This window comes from Rhodococcus sovatensis, from assembly GCF_037327425.1.
Taxonomy (GTDB): Bacteria; Actinomycetota; Actinomycetes; order Mycobacteriales; family Mycobacteriaceae; genus Rhodococcoides; species Rhodococcoides sovatense.
In genome coordinates this window covers 2,337,127-2,351,599 of the sequence record NZ_CP147846.1, presented here as the reverse complement: position 1 = coordinate 2,351,599, position 14,473 = coordinate 2,337,127, and the positions used below count along the sequence as shown (strand labels likewise).

Below are 14,473 nucleotides of genomic sequence, written 5' to 3'. Positions count from 1 at the left end.
GAGTATGCGGGTTCTTTCATCCGAAAATCAGACTGTCGCACCATCGAGTGTGCGGGTGATCTCGATCGCTTGACCGACACCCGCGACGATCGACGCGGCACGAATGGCCTCGAAGATCTTCTCGCGGTCGACGCCTTCGTCACGCAGAGTCTTTTCGTGCGCTTCGAGGCAGTGGTTGCATCCGTTTACGGCAGACACGGCCAACGACCACAGTTCGAAGTCGGCCTTGTCCACGCCGGGGTTGCCGATGATGTTCATCCGCAGCCCGGCACGCAGATCGTCGTACTTCCCGTCCAGGTAGCCCTTGGTGCGGTAAAAGACGTTGTTCATGCCCATGATGGAGGCCGCACCGAGTGCCGCGTTGTAGGCCTCGGCGGACAGAGTGTCCGCGGCTTCCTCTGCGATTTCCTTCAGCGTCGTAGGCGATTTGGTCGCGGCCGCAGTGGCGAGAAGCGTGCCCCACAGTTGCTGTTCGTTGAGCACCGTCGATCGGGCGATGGAACTGAGGTTGAGCTTGAGATCCTTTGCGTACTCGGGCAGGGCGTTCTTGAGATTCTCGACGCTCATGTCAGACGCTCGCCGTCAGCAGCTCGCCTGCATCGATGGTCGGGTCGCCCTTCTTCCAGTTGCATGCGCACAGCTCATCGGACTGCAACGCGTCGAGAACACGGAGTACCTCGTCGACGTTGCGACCGACGGATCCTGCAGTGACCGAAACGAACTGAACCTCGTTGTTCGGGTCGACGATGAAGGTCGCGCGGTCCGCGACGCCATCGTTGTTGAGAACGCCTGCAGCCGTTGCAAGCTCGCGCTTGAGGTCGGAGAGGATGGGGAACGGAAGGGTCTTCAGATCCTCGTGCTGTGCGCGCCACTGGAAGTGCACGAACTCGTTGTCGACCGAGGCGCCGAGTACCTGGGCGTCACGGTCTGCGAACTCCTCGTTCAGCTTGCCGAATGCTGCAATTTCCGTGGGGCATACGAACGTGAAGTCCTTGGGCCAGAAGAAGACGATGCGCCACTTGCCGGCGTAGTCGTCGCTGGTGACGGTCGTGAAGTAGTCGTCGGGCTGTTGTGCGTTCACCTTCGACAGGTCACCGCCGATGACGGCCGTGAGGTTGTAGGCGGGGAACTGGTCTCCGATAGTCAACAGGGCCATGTGGTTCTCCTCGGGTAGTGCTGCACAAGTGCGCAGATAACGCGCGATTTTCGTATGGGTAATGGGATCGATGGAGGCGTACGGAAGTACGGGCACCGACGTGTACGAGTGTGCCAAAAAAGCACCGAGAGGTAAACGTGATGACCGGCACTAGACTCATAGGTATGTCCGATGAAAGCTATCAACCCACACTGTCGCAGCTGCGTGCGTTCGTCGCGGTAGCCGAGCACATGCACTTCGGGGCCGCAGCGGCGCGCCTGAAAGTGAGCCAACCGACTCTGTCACAGGCTCTCGCTTCGCTCGAGCACGGACTGGGCGTGCAGCTGGTGGAGCGCAGTACCCGAAAGGTGTTGATGACTGCGGCGGGATCCCAGCTGATCGGTCGAGCGCATGCGGCCGTCGACGCGGCCGACGGGTTTCTCGCCGAGGCATCAGGTTTGGGCGGTACGTTGTCGGGGCCGCTGCGACTGGGGCTGATCCCGACGGTTGCGCCCTACGTGCTGCCCGCGCTGTTGCCTGCGTTGCGCCGTGAGTTTCCTGACATCGCACCCGTCGTAGTCGAAGATCAGACCGCGCGCCTGCTGGCGTCGTTGCGCGCGGGTGCAGTCGAAGCTGCCGTGGTCGCCTTGCCCACCGACGAATCGGGACTCGTCGAACTTCCGCTCTACACCGAGGATTTCGTGTTGGTAGTACCGGCAGGGCATGCTCTAGACGGACGATCCGCGCTACCGTTGACCGTCTTGGCCGGTCAACCTGTTCTTCTGCTCGACGACGGGCACTGCTTGCGCGATCAGAGTATCGACCTCTGCCGATCGGTGGACGCGGCGCCCATGACGACCGACACGCGGGCCACCTCACTCGCGACGGTAGTCCAGTGTGTGGCAGGTGGTCTCGGAGTGACCCTCCTGCCGCGTTCGGCGGTAGCTGTCGAGACCGGGAGGGGAGCGTTGGGAATCGCGGAGTTCGCCGACCCGAAGCCTGGACGGACGATCGGACTGGTGCACCGGACGTCGAGCTCGCACACCGAGAAGTACCGGGCCATCGCCGACCTGATCTCGGGGCTGGGCGCAGGCTCCGCGTTATCGACTACCCCGCGATGATGGTGATCTCGTCGAATACTATTTCGCCCAGGGCATTCGACTCGTCGAGATCGATGGTGGCGCCGAGAGCCCAGCCCTGATCGCCGTCAGGATCCTCGATGATCTGCCGAACAGACGTTGTCTCGCGGCCGACGGTGAGTTCGAACAATGCCGGCCCGCGGGCGGACGGTCCCGTGCCGATCTCGCCGTACTCTGCGAAGAACGGCTCCAGTTCGACCTCCCAGTCCGGGCCGTCGCCGAGATCGTCGAGGTCGTCCCATCGGCCCGCTGCTGCGAGTTCGATGCGCTTGAACATCGCATTGCGCACCAGCACTCGAAATGCCCTCGGATTGGCCGTGATCGGCCTCGGGGTATCGCCGCCGTAGGCTTCGGGCCGGGCTTCGGGCTCCTCGCCGGGGTCGGTGAGGTTCTCCCACTCGTCGAGCAGACTCGAGTCGACCTGTCGAACCAGTTCACCCAGCCATTCGGTGATGTCCTGTACTTCCTCGGTTCGAGCCTCCGGTGGAACCGTCTGCCGAAGCGCACGATATGCATCGGCGAGGTAGCGCAGCACCAGTCCTTCGGACCGGGTCAGCCCGTAGTGGCTGATGAGTTCGGCGAACGTCATCGTCCGCTCGATCATGTCGCGGACGACGGATTTCGGAGACAGCGCCACCTCGTTGAGCCATGGGTGTCCGCCTCGGTAGATCTCGAACGCCGGAACCAGAAGTTCGGCAAGAGGTTTCGGCCAGGTGACCTCTTCGAGCAGTTCCATCCGTTCGTCGTATTCGATGCCGTCTGCCTTCATCTGCGACACAACTTCACCGCGTGCAGCGTGTTGCTGCGCCATCAGAATCTGACGCGGATCGTCCAGCGTCGACTCGATGATCGACACCACATCGAGCGCATGAGTAGGGGAGTCGGCGTCGAGTAGTTCGAACGACGCCAGTGCGAACGGTGACAACGGCTGATTCAGTGCGAAGTCCGGCTGTAGATCCATCGTCAGGCGGGCGTGCCTCCCGTCGGCGTCCGGCTCGGGAAGTTGCTCGACGATACCTGCGGCCACCAGGCCCCGGTACAGCGTGATCGCGCGCAGAATGTGCTTGCGTTGCGATGGTCGAGTCTCGTGATTGTCTTCGAGCAGGTGGCGCATGGCGACGAAGCAGTTACCTGGACGCGCAATGACGTTGAGCAGCATCGCATTGCTGACGGAGAAGCGTGAGGACAACGGTTCGGGACTTGCGGCGACGATTCGTTCGAAGGTCGGCTCGCCCCAGGACACGAACCCGTCGGGAGCCTTCTTGCGCTGCACGCGTTTGAGTTTCTTCGGGTCGTCCCCGGCCTTCGCTACCAGTCGAGCGTTCTCGATGTCGTGTTCAGGAGCTTCGACGACGACGGTGCCGAGAGTGTCGTAACCGGCGCGCCCCGCTCGCCCGGCGATCTGATGAAATTCGCGTGCGCGCAGCTGCCGAGTACGAATACCGTCGTACTTTGTCAACCCGGTGAACAGCACCGTTCGGATCGGGACGTTGATCCCGACGCCAAGTGTGTCGGTACCGCAGATGACCTTGAGCAGTCCGTCCTGTGCGAGCTTCTCGACGAGGCGGCGGTACTTGGGAAGCATGCCCGCATGGTGGACACCGATACCGTGACGGACCAGCCGGGACAGCGTCTTGCCGAAACCTGTCGTGAATCGAAACTGCCCGATCGCGTCGGCGATCTGTGCCTTCTCGTCCTTCGATGCGACGTTCACACTCGTCAGCGCCTGCGCTCGTTCGAGGGCCGATGCCTGCGTGAAGTGCACCACGTACACCGGTGCCAGATGAGTGCTGACAAGTTCTTCGATAGTCTCGCCGATCGGTGTCGTGACATACGAGAACATCAGCGGCACCGGACGTTCGGACCCCGATACGACGGTCGTGGCGCGGCCGGTCCGGCGAGTCAGATCATCGCGGAAGAACGACACGTCGCCGAGCGTGGCCGACATCAGCAGGAACTGAGCGTTCGGCAACTCGATCAACGGCACCTGCCATGCCCAACCGCGGTCCGGCTCGGAATAGTAGTGAAACTCGTCCATGACCACTTGACCCATGTCGGAGTCTGCGCCCTGTCGAAGCGCAAGGTTGGCGACTATCTCGGCGGTCGCACAGATGATGGGCGCGCCGGAGTTCACCGAGGCGTCGCCCGTCATCATGCCTACGTTCTGTGCCCCGAAGATGTCGCACAGCGCGAAGAACTTCTCACTGACGAGTGCTTTGATCGGTGCGGTGTAGAAGGTGCGCTTCCCAGCGGCCATCGCCGCGAAGTGCGCCCCGACCGCAACCATGGACTTGCCCGAACCGGTGGGGGTCGCCAGGATGACGTTGGATCCGGACACCAGCTCGATCAGGGCCTCTTCCTGCGCCGGATACAGCGTCAGGCCTCGCTCGACCGTCCATGCGGTGAAGATGTCGAACAGTGCGTCCGGATCCTGTGCCTCGTCGGTTGTGGGGGCAGGGACGAGTTCGGAGAGGAGCACGCCTACAGATTATGGGTCGCCGACGATGTCCACACCATCGGCGTCCGCGAGAACCGCGCCTAGGTCGCGCTGCGTTCGTCCGATCCCATGGCTCCGAGCACTGCCAGTCGGGTGCTCGCGCTACCGGTGATCATGTCTTCACCGATGCCGTTGATGAGAAGGTGGCGCCAACGTGACTCGTCGAATTCCAGAGCCGATGTCTCCTCGAAGAACTCTTCGAGGACGTGGAGGAAGCGGATGGGATCGTCCCTGAACGGAAAGTGACCGGATCGTCTGAAGACTGCGAGCCTCGAGCCCGGCATTGCGGAATGGGCCAGATGGGCATGGCTGACGGGTATCACCGAATCCTGATCGCCCCATACGAGTAGAACCGGCAGGTTTTCGGTCAGGTAGCACCGATCCAGCATCGTCACCACCTGCCCACGCCAGTCCACGACTGCGCGCAGGGTGCGCAGGTACGCCTCGTACGCGGTGGGGTCTGGGAGCGCGCTGAGCACCCGCATGAAGTCCGGTGTGTCGTGCAGGATGGCCCCCGGGCGCAGCGGCGAGCCGTTCAGCTTGCCGATCAGCCCGCCTGCATACTTGACCAACGACAGCGCGCCGGGCACACGAAGCAGTTTCACGACTTCGCTGGCCAACGGAATCGACGCAAGCCGCAGCAGCGGATGAACATCCTTCGTCACCCCTCCGGAGGAAACCAGGACGAGTCTGTCGACCATGTGCGGAAACTGGTACGAGAACTGCATTGCAACGCCACCCCCGAGAGAGTGGCCGACGACGGTGACGTGTTCGATGCCCAAGACCGAGAGAAGGTCGCGCATGCCGTTGGCGTACGCAGCGACCGAGTAGTCCGCGCGTGGCTTGTCCGAGCGGCCGTGCCCGAGCAAATCCGGCGCGATGACCGTGTAGTTCTGTGCCAGGTGTGGAATGACGTCGTTCCAGGTCTCCGAATTGTCCCCGATGCCATGGATGAGCAGAACGACGGGACCTTCACCGGCCATACGAAAAGCACGCCGGTAGCCGTGGACGGTTCGGAAGACGAGCCGCGGTTCGGCGTCGGGAACCGGTCGAAGCTTGCGCGTGCGTGGATTGCTCATGTCGCCTGCTGGTTCCTCGCGTGGGCGGATCTGGTTAGCGGATCCTTGGTAGGAGGTTGCTCTGTTCGTCTATGACTCTCGCACGAGTTCGTGGCGACGGCGAGATTTCGGAGTGATTTCCGGTTACAGGTATGTTTCGTCCCGGCCGTCGCCGTCCGAAGCCGAAAAAGCGGGCACCGGGTGTGTGTTCACACCCGGTGCCCGCTCATTCGTTCATGCGAACCGGTCAGTTCTCGGACTGGGGATCGGCGTTCGGATCGGTATCGAACCCGCCCTGTTCGGCAAGGAATTTCTCGAACTCGGCGCCAAGCTCGTCGCCGCTCGGAAGTGTCTCGTCCTTCGCCAGCAGCGTCGACTGTTGCTCCTGGGCTGCTACGTAGGTGTCGTACTGGCGTTCCAGCGCGTGCACGACCGACTGAACCTCTTCGTTGCCCGTTATGTGCTCGTCCACCTGCTCCTTGACTCGCGCAGCGGCCTGACCGAGAGCAACGAGCGGCAGATCCAGACCACCGGCGGTGCTCACGTTCTCCAGAAGGGTTTCGGCTGCGCCCGGGTAGTCCGTCTGCGCGAGATAGTGCGGAACGTGCACCGAGAAACCCATGGATTCGTGGCCGTGCTGAGCCATGCGCAACTCGAGGAGCGAGGACGCGCTTCCGGGCACCTGTAGTTCGCCCGACCAGCTCTGCTCCGACGGCACCAACTCCTTGTTCGAGGAGTGAGCTGTCACACCCAGTGGACGGGTGTGGGGGATGGCCATCGGAATCGAGCCGAGTCCGATGGTTCGGCGGACTCCGAGTTGCTCGGCGAGCAGACGTACCGCCGTGGTGAATTTCTCCCACCGCAGATCGGGCTCCATACCGGAGAGCAAGAGGAACGGTGTTCCCGCGTTGTCCTTGACGGCGTACAGATTCAGCTCGGGAGCGTCGTAGTCGGAAAAGTGGTCGGATTTGAACGACATGGTCGGTCGGCGAGACCGGTAGTCGATGAGCTCATCGACGTCGAAGGACGCGACCAGTTCGGTTTCGAGACTCTCGCGCAAATGCTTGGTTGCCAGCTTGACCGCATGGCCGGCGTCGGAGAACCCCTCCAGCCCGTGCACGAGAACTGGACCGAGCCCGTCACTGGAGGAAATCTGAGGCGCCGGAAACTCCAGCTCGTACATGCTCGACTTCTCATCCATGCCGAACCCCTTTCTGTGAATCGTCGTCGGCAGACGACACGGCCGCATCCGACGACCAGGCCGAAACCGACGTCTGGACAGAATACCCGCGCGTAGACGGGAACTCTGTCACGGGACGCGTGCTGCACACGCGTCTACACCCCAAAGAACGTCAGGGGTCCACGCTTCATTCCCGTAGCCTTCATTCCCGCAGCCGGGCATTACCCGCCGAAGCTGTTCAAGGCCCGAATCTTGTTGGTGACGTCGAGGGCCGCCACCTTGTATGCCTCGGACAGCGTCGGATAGTTGAAGACGGCGTCGACGAGATAGTCGATGGTGCCGCCGCACCCCATGACTGCCTGCCCGATATGAATGAGATCCGTCGCGCCGGAACCGAAGATGTGTACGCCGAGAACGGTCCTGTCGTCGGTAGACACGAGCAACTTGAGCATCCCGTAGGAGTCCCCGGCGATCTGACCGCGAGCGAGCTCCCGATAGCGCGAGACACCGACCTCGTAGGGAACCGCCTGCTTGGTGAGTTCGACTTCGGTCGCACCGACGTAAGACACTTCCGGAATCGAATAGATGCCGATCGGTTGCAGATCCGTCAGACCTTTGCTCGGCTCGCCGAATGCGTGGTACGCGGCCAGGCGACCTTGATCCATCGACGTGGCTGCGAGCGCGGGGAAGCCGATGACATCGCCGACAGCGTAGATGTGATCGACCTTCGTCTGGAAGTTCTCGTCGACGAAGATTCGGCCACGAGCGTCGGCCTCGAGGCCAGCGTTTTCGAGATCGAGTGCATCGGTCAGACCCTGCCGTCCCGCCGAATACATCACGGCCTCGGCAGGGATCCGTTTGCCGCTGGCGAGTGTGGTGACCGTTCCCGAGGGCCCGATGTCGACCGCGGTGACCGCCTCGCCGAACCGGAACGTGACAGCAAGATCGCGAAGATGAAACTGCAGTGACTCGACGATTTCGCGGTCGCAGAAGTCGAGCATCGTGTCACGCTTCTCGACGACGGTCACCTTCGTGCCGAGTGCGGCGAACATCGAGGCATATTCGATCCCGATCACACCCGCACCTACGACGACCATCGAGGTAGGGATGAACTCGAGATTGAGGATGCCGTCGGAGTCGAGGACTCGATAGTCGTCGAATTCGATGTCGGCAGGCCGCGCCGGAGCCGTGCCGGTGGCGATGACGACGTTCTTGGCGTGGACCGTGATCTGCTCCCCGCGCTGCTCGTCGTCGATGACGACGGTGTGCAAGTCGAGGAACTTTCCGGTGCCGGTGATGAGCTCGATGCGGTTACGCAACAGCTGTGACCGAACGACCTCGATCTCTTTGCCGATCACGTGTGAGGTGCGGGCCAGCAGGTCCGCCGGGGTGATGTTGGCTTTCACCCGGTAGCTCGCTCCGTACAGCTCGCGCTGGTTCATTCCGGTCAGGTAGAGAACTGCCTCGCGCAGTGTTTTGGATGGGATCGTGCCGGTGTTGACGCACACACCACCGAGCATCTTGCCTTTCTCCACGATTGCAACGCGTTTCCCGAGTTTCGCTGCGGCAATGGCAGCCTTCTGGCCGCCAGGGCCGGACCCGATTACGACAAGGTCATATTCCATCGCAACAGACATGGCTCATAGTTACTCCGCCCACGCAAAGTCCGTATGCCGAGCGAGTCACAAGCACGTGAACACCGGCCCGTTCGAGGCATGCGGTTGTCGCTACCGATGCATGTGTTGTGGAAGTGTGGTGAAGGAAGACATCGTAAGTCGAGCGTGGAGGAATCAATGCCGCAAACAGTGCGTGGGGTCGTTGCCAAGGCCAAGGGTGAACCGGTCTCGATCGAGTCGATCGTGATTCCTGATCCGGGGCCGTTCGACGTGGTGGTGAAGATCTCCGCGTGCGGGGTGTGCCATACCGACTTGCACTATCGCGAAGGCGGAATCAACGACGAGTTCCCGTTCCTGCTCGGACACGAGGCTGCCGGTGTCGTCGAGACCGTCGGTGACGCGGTGACACACGTCGCGATTGGCGACTTCGTGGTGTTGAACTGGCGTGCGATGTGTGGCGAATGTCGAGCGTGCAAGAAGGGCAAGCCCTGGTACTGCTTCGATACCCACAATGCATCGAAGAAGATGACTCTCGAAGACGGCACGGAACTGAGCCCTGCGCTGGGAATCGGTGCGTTCGCGGACAAGACCTTGGTGCACGAAGGGCAGTGCACCAAGGTGAACCCGGAGTCCGATCCCGCGGTCGTCGGCTTGCTCGGGTGCGGGGTGATGGCCGGCCTTGGTGCCGCCATGAACACCGGCAACGTCTCCCGCGGCGATTCGGTGGCCGTCATCGGATGTGGCGGCGTCGGCGATGCGGCCATCGCGGGTGCCCGTCTGGCCGGTGCGACGACGATCATCGCGGTCGACCGTGATCCGGGCAAGCTCGAATGGGCGAAGGACATCGGTGCGACACACACCGTCGACGCCTCGAAGGTCGATGCAGTCGAAGCCGTCCAGGAATTGACCGATGGCTTCGGAGCCGACGTCGTAATCGACGCGGTGGGGCGGCCGGAGACCTGGAAGCAAGCGTTCTATGCGCGAGATCTGGCTGGGACAGTGGTGTTGGTGGGCGTTCCGACGCCGGACATGCAGTTGGAGATGCCGCTGATCGATTTCTTCTCGCGCGGTGGATCGCTCAAGTCGTCGTGGTACGGCGATTGCCTGCCGGAGCGGGACTTCCCGATGTTGGTCGACCTGTACGAGCAGGGTCGGTTGCCGCTGGAGAAGTTCGTGACCGAGCGCATCGGGATCGAGGACGTCGAGGCGGCGTTCTCGGCGATGCACAAGGGAACAGTTCTGCGTTCGGTGGTCGAACTATGAGTATTCGAGTGGAAAAGGTCGTCACATCGGGCACGTTCGCGCTCGACGGGGGCGAATGGGAGGTCGACAACAACATCTGGCTGATCGGGGACGACAGCGAGGTCGTCATCGTCGATGCCGCGCACAACGCCCGTCCGATCATCGACGCAGTAGGCGGTAGAACGGTCAAGGCCATCGTCTGCACACACGGACACAACGATCACGTCACGGTAGCGCCCGAATTGTCTGCGGAACTCGATGCGCCGATCCTGCTGCACCCGGCCGACGACGTGCTGTGGGAACAGACGCATCCGGGTATCACCCACGCCGTTCTCGAAGACGGACAGCGAATCTCGGTGGCAGGGACGGAGATCCTTGCGCTGCACACTCCGGGCCACTCTCCAGGGTCGACCTGCCTGTACCTGCCCGAAGCCGGCCAGCTCTTCTCCGGGGACACGTTGTTCTCCGGCGGCCCTGGCGCGACGGGGCGTTCGTACTCCGACTTTCCGACCATCATCGGCTCGATCCGGGAACGTCTGTTCGCGTTGCCTGCCGAGACGAAGGTCAATACCGGGCACGGCGACGGGACCAGCATCTGCGACGAATCGCCGCATCTCGAAGAATGGATCGCTCGCGGAAATTGATGCGGGCCAGCGTGCCTAACGTTCGGTTCCACCCTTCGGTGAGAGGGTGGAACCGGACATCTGCAATCCGTCGTGTGTTTCGTTTGGAGGATCTTCCGTGTTGCGCCGCTCTGTTCTCTGGTCTCGCCCGACTCTTCTCGTGATCGGACTGGGCGCTGCGTTGACTCTTGCCGGGTGCGGTTCCGATGTGGCAGGTACGCCCGAGCCCGTCGGTCAAGGGGAGGTCTCCGCGACGCCGAGCGGCGGGGATGATCTGGACGCTCTGCTTGTCGATGCGTCGGTGTTCCCACCGCAGTACGACGCTATCGTTTTGCCACCGCAGGCAATTGCGCAAGCTTCGCCGGACCTGACCGGCATTCCGGCCGGCGCCGAAGTGTCGCCTGCCGGATGCAAGCCCAAGGACGTCCAACCCGGCTCGGCGTCGATGATCGTAGGCACGGACAACGCCAACAGAGCCACGATCTCGGTCGAGCTCACCTCGGTGGACGAACCGCTGTCGGTGCGTGAGGAGCAGCTCAGCGGCTGTACCGAAGTGCAGGCGACCAAATCGGGTGCCACCTCCACAATTCGATCCACAGTCACCCCCGCCCCTCCGATCGATGCTGACGAGACGCTCGCGGTTCGTCAGACCGTGGCTTCGGGAACCGGAACGGATTCGGTCACTCAGTCGATGTTGACGCTGATGGCGCAGGTCGGAGACGTGCGAATCGCCGCGACTTACATGTCCTTCGACAGCGAATCCACCGACCCCGCCACCTTGGACGAGGTCTTCACCGCTGCGGTGCAGAAGGTCAAAGCGGGATAGCACAGACCTCCGACCGATCGAACGGCCGGGGACGCTACCGACGGCCGTTCTCCACAGGGTCGGGCGTTGTCCACATGCTTTCTTCCGCCCCAGGTCGATCATCTCGTGTCGTCAATGACGCGGCGCACTGTGTGCGTCATGACGACACACTCCGACACGCACTCCCCGATGCCCGAAGGGGTATCGGGACCCGGGGACCTCCTCGCCGCGATCCCGGCGTTCCTGGGCTTCACACCGCACCGATCGCTCGTTGTCATCTGTCTGGACAACACCATGGGCGGCGGACCCACGATCGGCATGGTGATGCGCCACGATCTGAAGTTGCCGGAGCCGATGCGCGACGAGCATCAGCTCTGGGGGCGAGTGAGCGCCGACATGGCTGATGTCACCGCGCATTTCGCCGAAATCTGCGCACGTGACGACGTACGGGGTGCATTGGCGTTGATCGTGGACGACCGCGCGCGGGCGAGTGACAAGAGCGCGCGCACCGATCAGCACTGTCGAGCCATCGCGCGGCGACTCGCACGAGACCTTCGCGACCGAGGGACCGAGCTGACTCAGGTCTACCTGACTACCGAGATCGCCTGCGGCAGCCGATGGTGGACTGCATTCGGACCGGCGGAGAGCGGCACGATCCCGGATCCGACTACCTCACCGGTCACCCTTGCTTACATGCTCGAGGGCAGGGGCGTCCACGAGTCCCGGGACAGGCTTGCAGAAGCGATCGGACCGGTCGATTCCGCTGTCAGCCGTACCGTCGAGGGACTACTCCGCTCGGGACGCTCACGCGATCGTGGTTCCGACCGAATGCGGCTCGACGCAATCCTGTCTCGAATTGCGATGTGGGGCGCCTCGTCACCGGACCGCCCTGCCGTGGTGGCGCTGCCCGCCGAGACGATCGCCGAGTTCGGCCTCGCGCTGCGGAATGTCATGGTGCGCGACAGCTTGCTCGCTATCACACTCACTGGTTTCGCCGATTTCGCCGAACAGCTGTGGAGCTATCTGATGCGGAATCTGCCTGCGCCCGAACGCGCATGTCCGGCGACGCTGTTGGGATTCAGCGCCTATGCGCGCGGCGAAGGTGCCCTGGCGACGGCTGCCCTCGACATCGCGCTCGATGCAGACCCCGACTATTCGCTTGCACAATTGCTGGATCGGTCATTGTTGGCTGGTGCGCGGCCGACGATGATCCGGGAAGTTGCGCTCAGCGGCTATGCGGTAGCCGAGCTGTGCGGCGTTCGGCTACCGCCCCCACTCGAATGACTACACAGTCGATGCTGCCGCATGCGATCGGTCGCCGAGTTTCTGCAGATACGTCCACGCGTCACCGACGATGACGTCCAGATCGGTCTTTACGGGGGACCAACCGAGCTCGGCTATCGCACGTTCGCTCGACGCAATGAGAACAGCTGGATCACCCGCGCGTCGCGGCGCGTCTTCGACTGCGATCGGCAACCCGGTCACTCGTGCGCAGGCGTCGATCACTTCGCGGACCGAAAAGCCGGTTCCGCTACCGAGATTGAAGATGCGGTGCGTGCTGGGCTGCGCAGACTCGAGGGCGAGGATGTGAGCCTCCGCGAGGTCCAGGACGTGGATATAGTCGCGCACTGCGGTGCCGTCCGGGGTCGGCCAGTCGGTGCCGAACACGGAAATCTTCGCACGCTGGCCCAGTGCGGTCTGCAACACCAGTGGGATCAAATGTGTTTCGACGACCCGATTTTCGCCGAAATCACCGTAAGCGCCCGCGACGTTGAAGTAACGAAGGCTGGTGGCGGCAAGGCCGTACGCATTGGCGTACGAGGTGATCGCGTGGTCGATCGCCAGTTTCGTTGCACCGTACGGATTGGTGGGCGCCGTAGGCATCGATTCGGTGATCGGCGTGCGGTCGGGCTCGCCGTAGGTTGCTGCGGTGGACGAAAACACCAAGCGAGGTGTGTTGGACGCGCGGATAGCGTCGAGCAACGCGATTGCGGTGACTACGTTGCCGGACCAATATTGTGCCGGAGCTACCACTGACTCGCCGACGAGTGACTGGGCGGCGAAGTGGAGGACTCCGTCGAACTCGCCGTCGTCGAGCACCGACGCCGCGACGTCCTTGATGTCGGCTTCGATGAACGTGGCTTGCGCGGGCACCGCATCGCGGTTGCCGGTCGACAGGTTGTCCACTACGACCACCTCATGGCCGCGATCGAGCAGAACTGCAGCGCACACGCTTCCCACGTATCCGGCGCCGCCGGTTACCAACAACTTCACTCGTGATCTCCTGATCCACATCGGGCGGTCTGCGCTGGGCAGCGCCGCAGTCGGGCCGGGAGCCGTGACGTTCGGTCAAGCCCCCGCGCCGCGACGTGAAGCGTTGTCAGACCCTTTTCACCTGAACGGCGTGAGCCATCTCTTCCGAAATGTCGATTCCGCCATGACCGGGCACCGTGATGGTGACGGTGCCTGGCTTCGCCTCGACAGTGACCCGGGCGTCGGGGACGACCCCAGCGTCACGGAGCTGCGAGATGACCTCTGGGTCCGATTGCACATGTTCGGCCAACCGGCGCACGACCACTGCCGTCGTAGCGCCGTGCGGCAGGTCGGTAAGCCGTACGAGGTCCTCCGGTGCCACTGCCGGCTGTCCGAGCCCGAGCTCTTCCAATCCCGGAATGGGATTGCCGTATGGCGAGGTGGTGGGATTGTTCAGCACGGCGACCAGGCGACGCTCCACCTCTTCGCTCATGACGTGCTCCCACCGGCACGCTTCGGCGTGTACGTCTTCCCAGCGCAGACCGATGACATCGACGAGTAACCGCTCGGCTAGACGGTGCTTACGCATCACCGCGACGGCAAGGCTGCGTCCCTTCTCCGTCAACTCCAGATGGCGGTCACCTGCAACCGACAGCAAACCGTCACGTTCCATCCGTGCGACAGTTTGACTGACAGTGGGACCGCTCTGCTCGAGGCGTTCTGCGATTCGTGCCCGCAGGGGCACAACGCCCTCTTCTTCCAAATCGTAGATCGTCCGGAGGTACATCTCCGTGGTGTCGACCAGATCCTTCACACTCAACCCCTTCGTCGCGTCCGATTCTACCGTTGATCGGCGCATATTGGCGCCGCAGGTCGGTCCGGTGGCGTGCCGTCCGTCCGTACTCGCCGGTAACCGAGTGCAACA

Annotated in this window: 13 protein-coding genes; 5 read left to right on the top strand and 8 right to left on the bottom strand. The window is 62.8% G+C overall.

The window, feature by feature from the left end:
* Positions 1-27: 27 nt before the first annotated feature.
* Positions 28-567 carry an alkyl hydroperoxide reductase gene (locus WDS16_RS10940; protein WP_338892690.1) on the bottom strand — a complete coding sequence of 180 codons (540 nt, stop codon included), beginning with the start codon at positions 565-567 and terminating at the stop codon, positions 28-30.
* Between the two features lies 1 nt (position 568).
* Positions 569-1,156, bottom strand: coding sequence for a peroxiredoxin (locus tag WDS16_RS10935; RefSeq protein ID WP_338892689.1), 588 nt, complete (start codon positions 1,154-1,156; stop codon positions 569-571).
* 164 nt (positions 1,157-1,320) lie between these two features.
* Between WDS16_RS10935 and WDS16_RS10930 the strand changes: the two genes are divergently transcribed.
* Positions 1,321-2,256 (top strand): LysR substrate-binding domain-containing protein, encoded by a 936-nt coding sequence (locus WDS16_RS10930; protein ID WP_338892688.1) that lies wholly within the window; start codon positions 1,321-1,323, stop codon positions 2,254-2,256.
* Here the strand turns inward: WDS16_RS10930 and WDS16_RS10925 are convergent.
* The 4 genes from WDS16_RS10925 to sthA form a co-directional block, all read right to left on the bottom strand.
* Positions 2,243-4,753, bottom strand: coding sequence for a DEAD/DEAH box helicase (locus WDS16_RS10925; RefSeq protein ID WP_338892687.1), 2,511 nt, complete (start codon positions 4,751-4,753; stop codon positions 2,243-2,245). The genes WDS16_RS10930 and WDS16_RS10925 overlap by 14 nt on opposite strands.
* Positions 4,754-4,812: 59 nt before the next feature.
* Positions 4,813-5,850, bottom strand: a complete 1,038-nt coding sequence (locus tag WDS16_RS10920; protein ID WP_338892686.1) for an alpha/beta hydrolase — start codon at positions 5,848-5,850, stop codon at positions 4,813-4,815.
* A 226-nt stretch (positions 5,851-6,076) separates the two neighbouring features.
* Positions 6,077-7,030 carry a PAC2 family protein gene (locus WDS16_RS10915; RefSeq protein ID WP_338892685.1) on the bottom strand — a complete coding sequence of 318 codons (954 nt, stop codon included), beginning with the start codon at positions 7,028-7,030 and terminating at the stop codon, positions 6,077-6,079.
* A 200-nt stretch (positions 7,031-7,230) separates the two neighbouring features.
* Positions 7,231-8,646, bottom strand: coding sequence for a Si-specific NAD(P)(+) transhydrogenase (gene sthA / locus WDS16_RS10910; protein WP_338892684.1), 1,416 nt, complete (start codon positions 8,644-8,646; stop codon positions 7,231-7,233).
* A gap of 156 nt (positions 8,647-8,802) precedes the next feature.
* Between sthA and WDS16_RS10905 the strand changes: the two genes are divergently transcribed.
* The 4 genes from WDS16_RS10905 to WDS16_RS10890 all read left to right on the top strand — a co-directional run bounded on the left by WDS16_RS10905 (position 8,803) and on the right by WDS16_RS10890 (position 12,579).
* Positions 8,803-9,888: an S-(hydroxymethyl)mycothiol dehydrogenase gene (locus WDS16_RS10905; protein ID WP_338892683.1), complete on the top strand. Its 1,086-nt coding sequence runs from the start codon at positions 8,803-8,805 to the stop codon at positions 9,886-9,888.
* Positions 9,885-10,511 carry an MBL fold metallo-hydrolase gene (locus tag WDS16_RS10900; RefSeq protein ID WP_338892682.1) on the top strand — a complete coding sequence of 209 codons (627 nt, stop codon included), beginning with the start codon at positions 9,885-9,887 and terminating at the stop codon, positions 10,509-10,511. Before WDS16_RS10905 ends, WDS16_RS10900 begins: the two co-directional genes overlap by 4 nt.
* Before the next feature lie 160 nt (positions 10,512-10,671).
* Entirely contained in the window at positions 10,672-11,316 is a 645-nt protein-coding gene (locus WDS16_RS10895; RefSeq protein WP_338893338.1) for a DUF5642 family protein, read from the top strand.
* 138 nt (positions 11,317-11,454) lie between these two features.
* Entirely contained in the window at positions 11,455-12,579 is a 1,125-nt protein-coding gene (locus tag WDS16_RS10890) for a DUF4192 domain-containing protein (RefSeq protein WP_338892681.1), read from the top strand.
* Here WDS16_RS10890 and galE read toward each other — a convergent pair whose 3' ends face one another.
* Positions 12,580-13,569: a UDP-glucose 4-epimerase GalE gene (gene galE / locus WDS16_RS10885; protein WP_338892680.1), complete on the bottom strand. Its 990-nt coding sequence runs from the start codon at positions 13,567-13,569 to the stop codon at positions 12,580-12,582.
* Between the two features lie 106 nt (positions 13,570-13,675).
* Positions 13,676-14,362, bottom strand: coding sequence for a metal-dependent transcriptional regulator (locus tag WDS16_RS10880; RefSeq protein WP_338892679.1), 687 nt, complete (start codon positions 14,360-14,362; stop codon positions 13,676-13,678).
* Between the last annotated feature and the right edge of the window lie 111 nt (positions 14,363-14,473).

Excerpts from the sequence above, each read along its gene's own strand:
- WDS16_RS10900 (WP_338892682.1), top strand. The coding sequence starts at position 9,885 with ATGAGTATTCGAGTGGAAAAGGTCGTCACATCGGGCACGTTCGCGCTC.
- WDS16_RS10930 (WP_338892688.1), top strand. The coding sequence starts at position 1,321 with ATGTCCGATGAAAGCTATCAACCCACACTGTCGCAGCTGCGTGCGTTC.
- WDS16_RS10935 (WP_338892689.1), bottom strand. The coding sequence starts at position 1,156 with ATGGCCCTGTTGACTATCGGAGACCAGTTCCCCGCCTACAACCTCACG.
- WDS16_RS10915 (WP_338892685.1), bottom strand. The coding sequence starts at position 7,030 with ATGGATGAGAAGTCGAGCATGTACGAGCTGGAGTTTCCGGCGCCTCAG.
- WDS16_RS10920 (WP_338892686.1), bottom strand. The coding sequence starts at position 5,850 with ATGAGCAATCCACGCACGCGCAAGCTTCGACCGGTTCCCGACGCCGAA.
- WDS16_RS10905 (WP_338892683.1), top strand. The coding sequence starts at position 8,803 with ATGCCGCAAACAGTGCGTGGGGTCGTTGCCAAGGCCAAGGGTGAACCG.
- sthA (WP_338892684.1), bottom strand. The coding sequence starts at position 8,646 with ATGTCTGTTGCGATGGAATATGACCTTGTCGTAATCGGGTCCGGCCCT.
- WDS16_RS10890 (WP_338892681.1), top strand. The coding sequence starts at position 11,455 with ATGACGACACACTCCGACACGCACTCCCCGATGCCCGAAGGGGTATCG.
- WDS16_RS10940 (WP_338892690.1), bottom strand. The coding sequence starts at position 567 with ATGAGCGTCGAGAATCTCAAGAACGCCCTGCCCGAGTACGCAAAGGAT.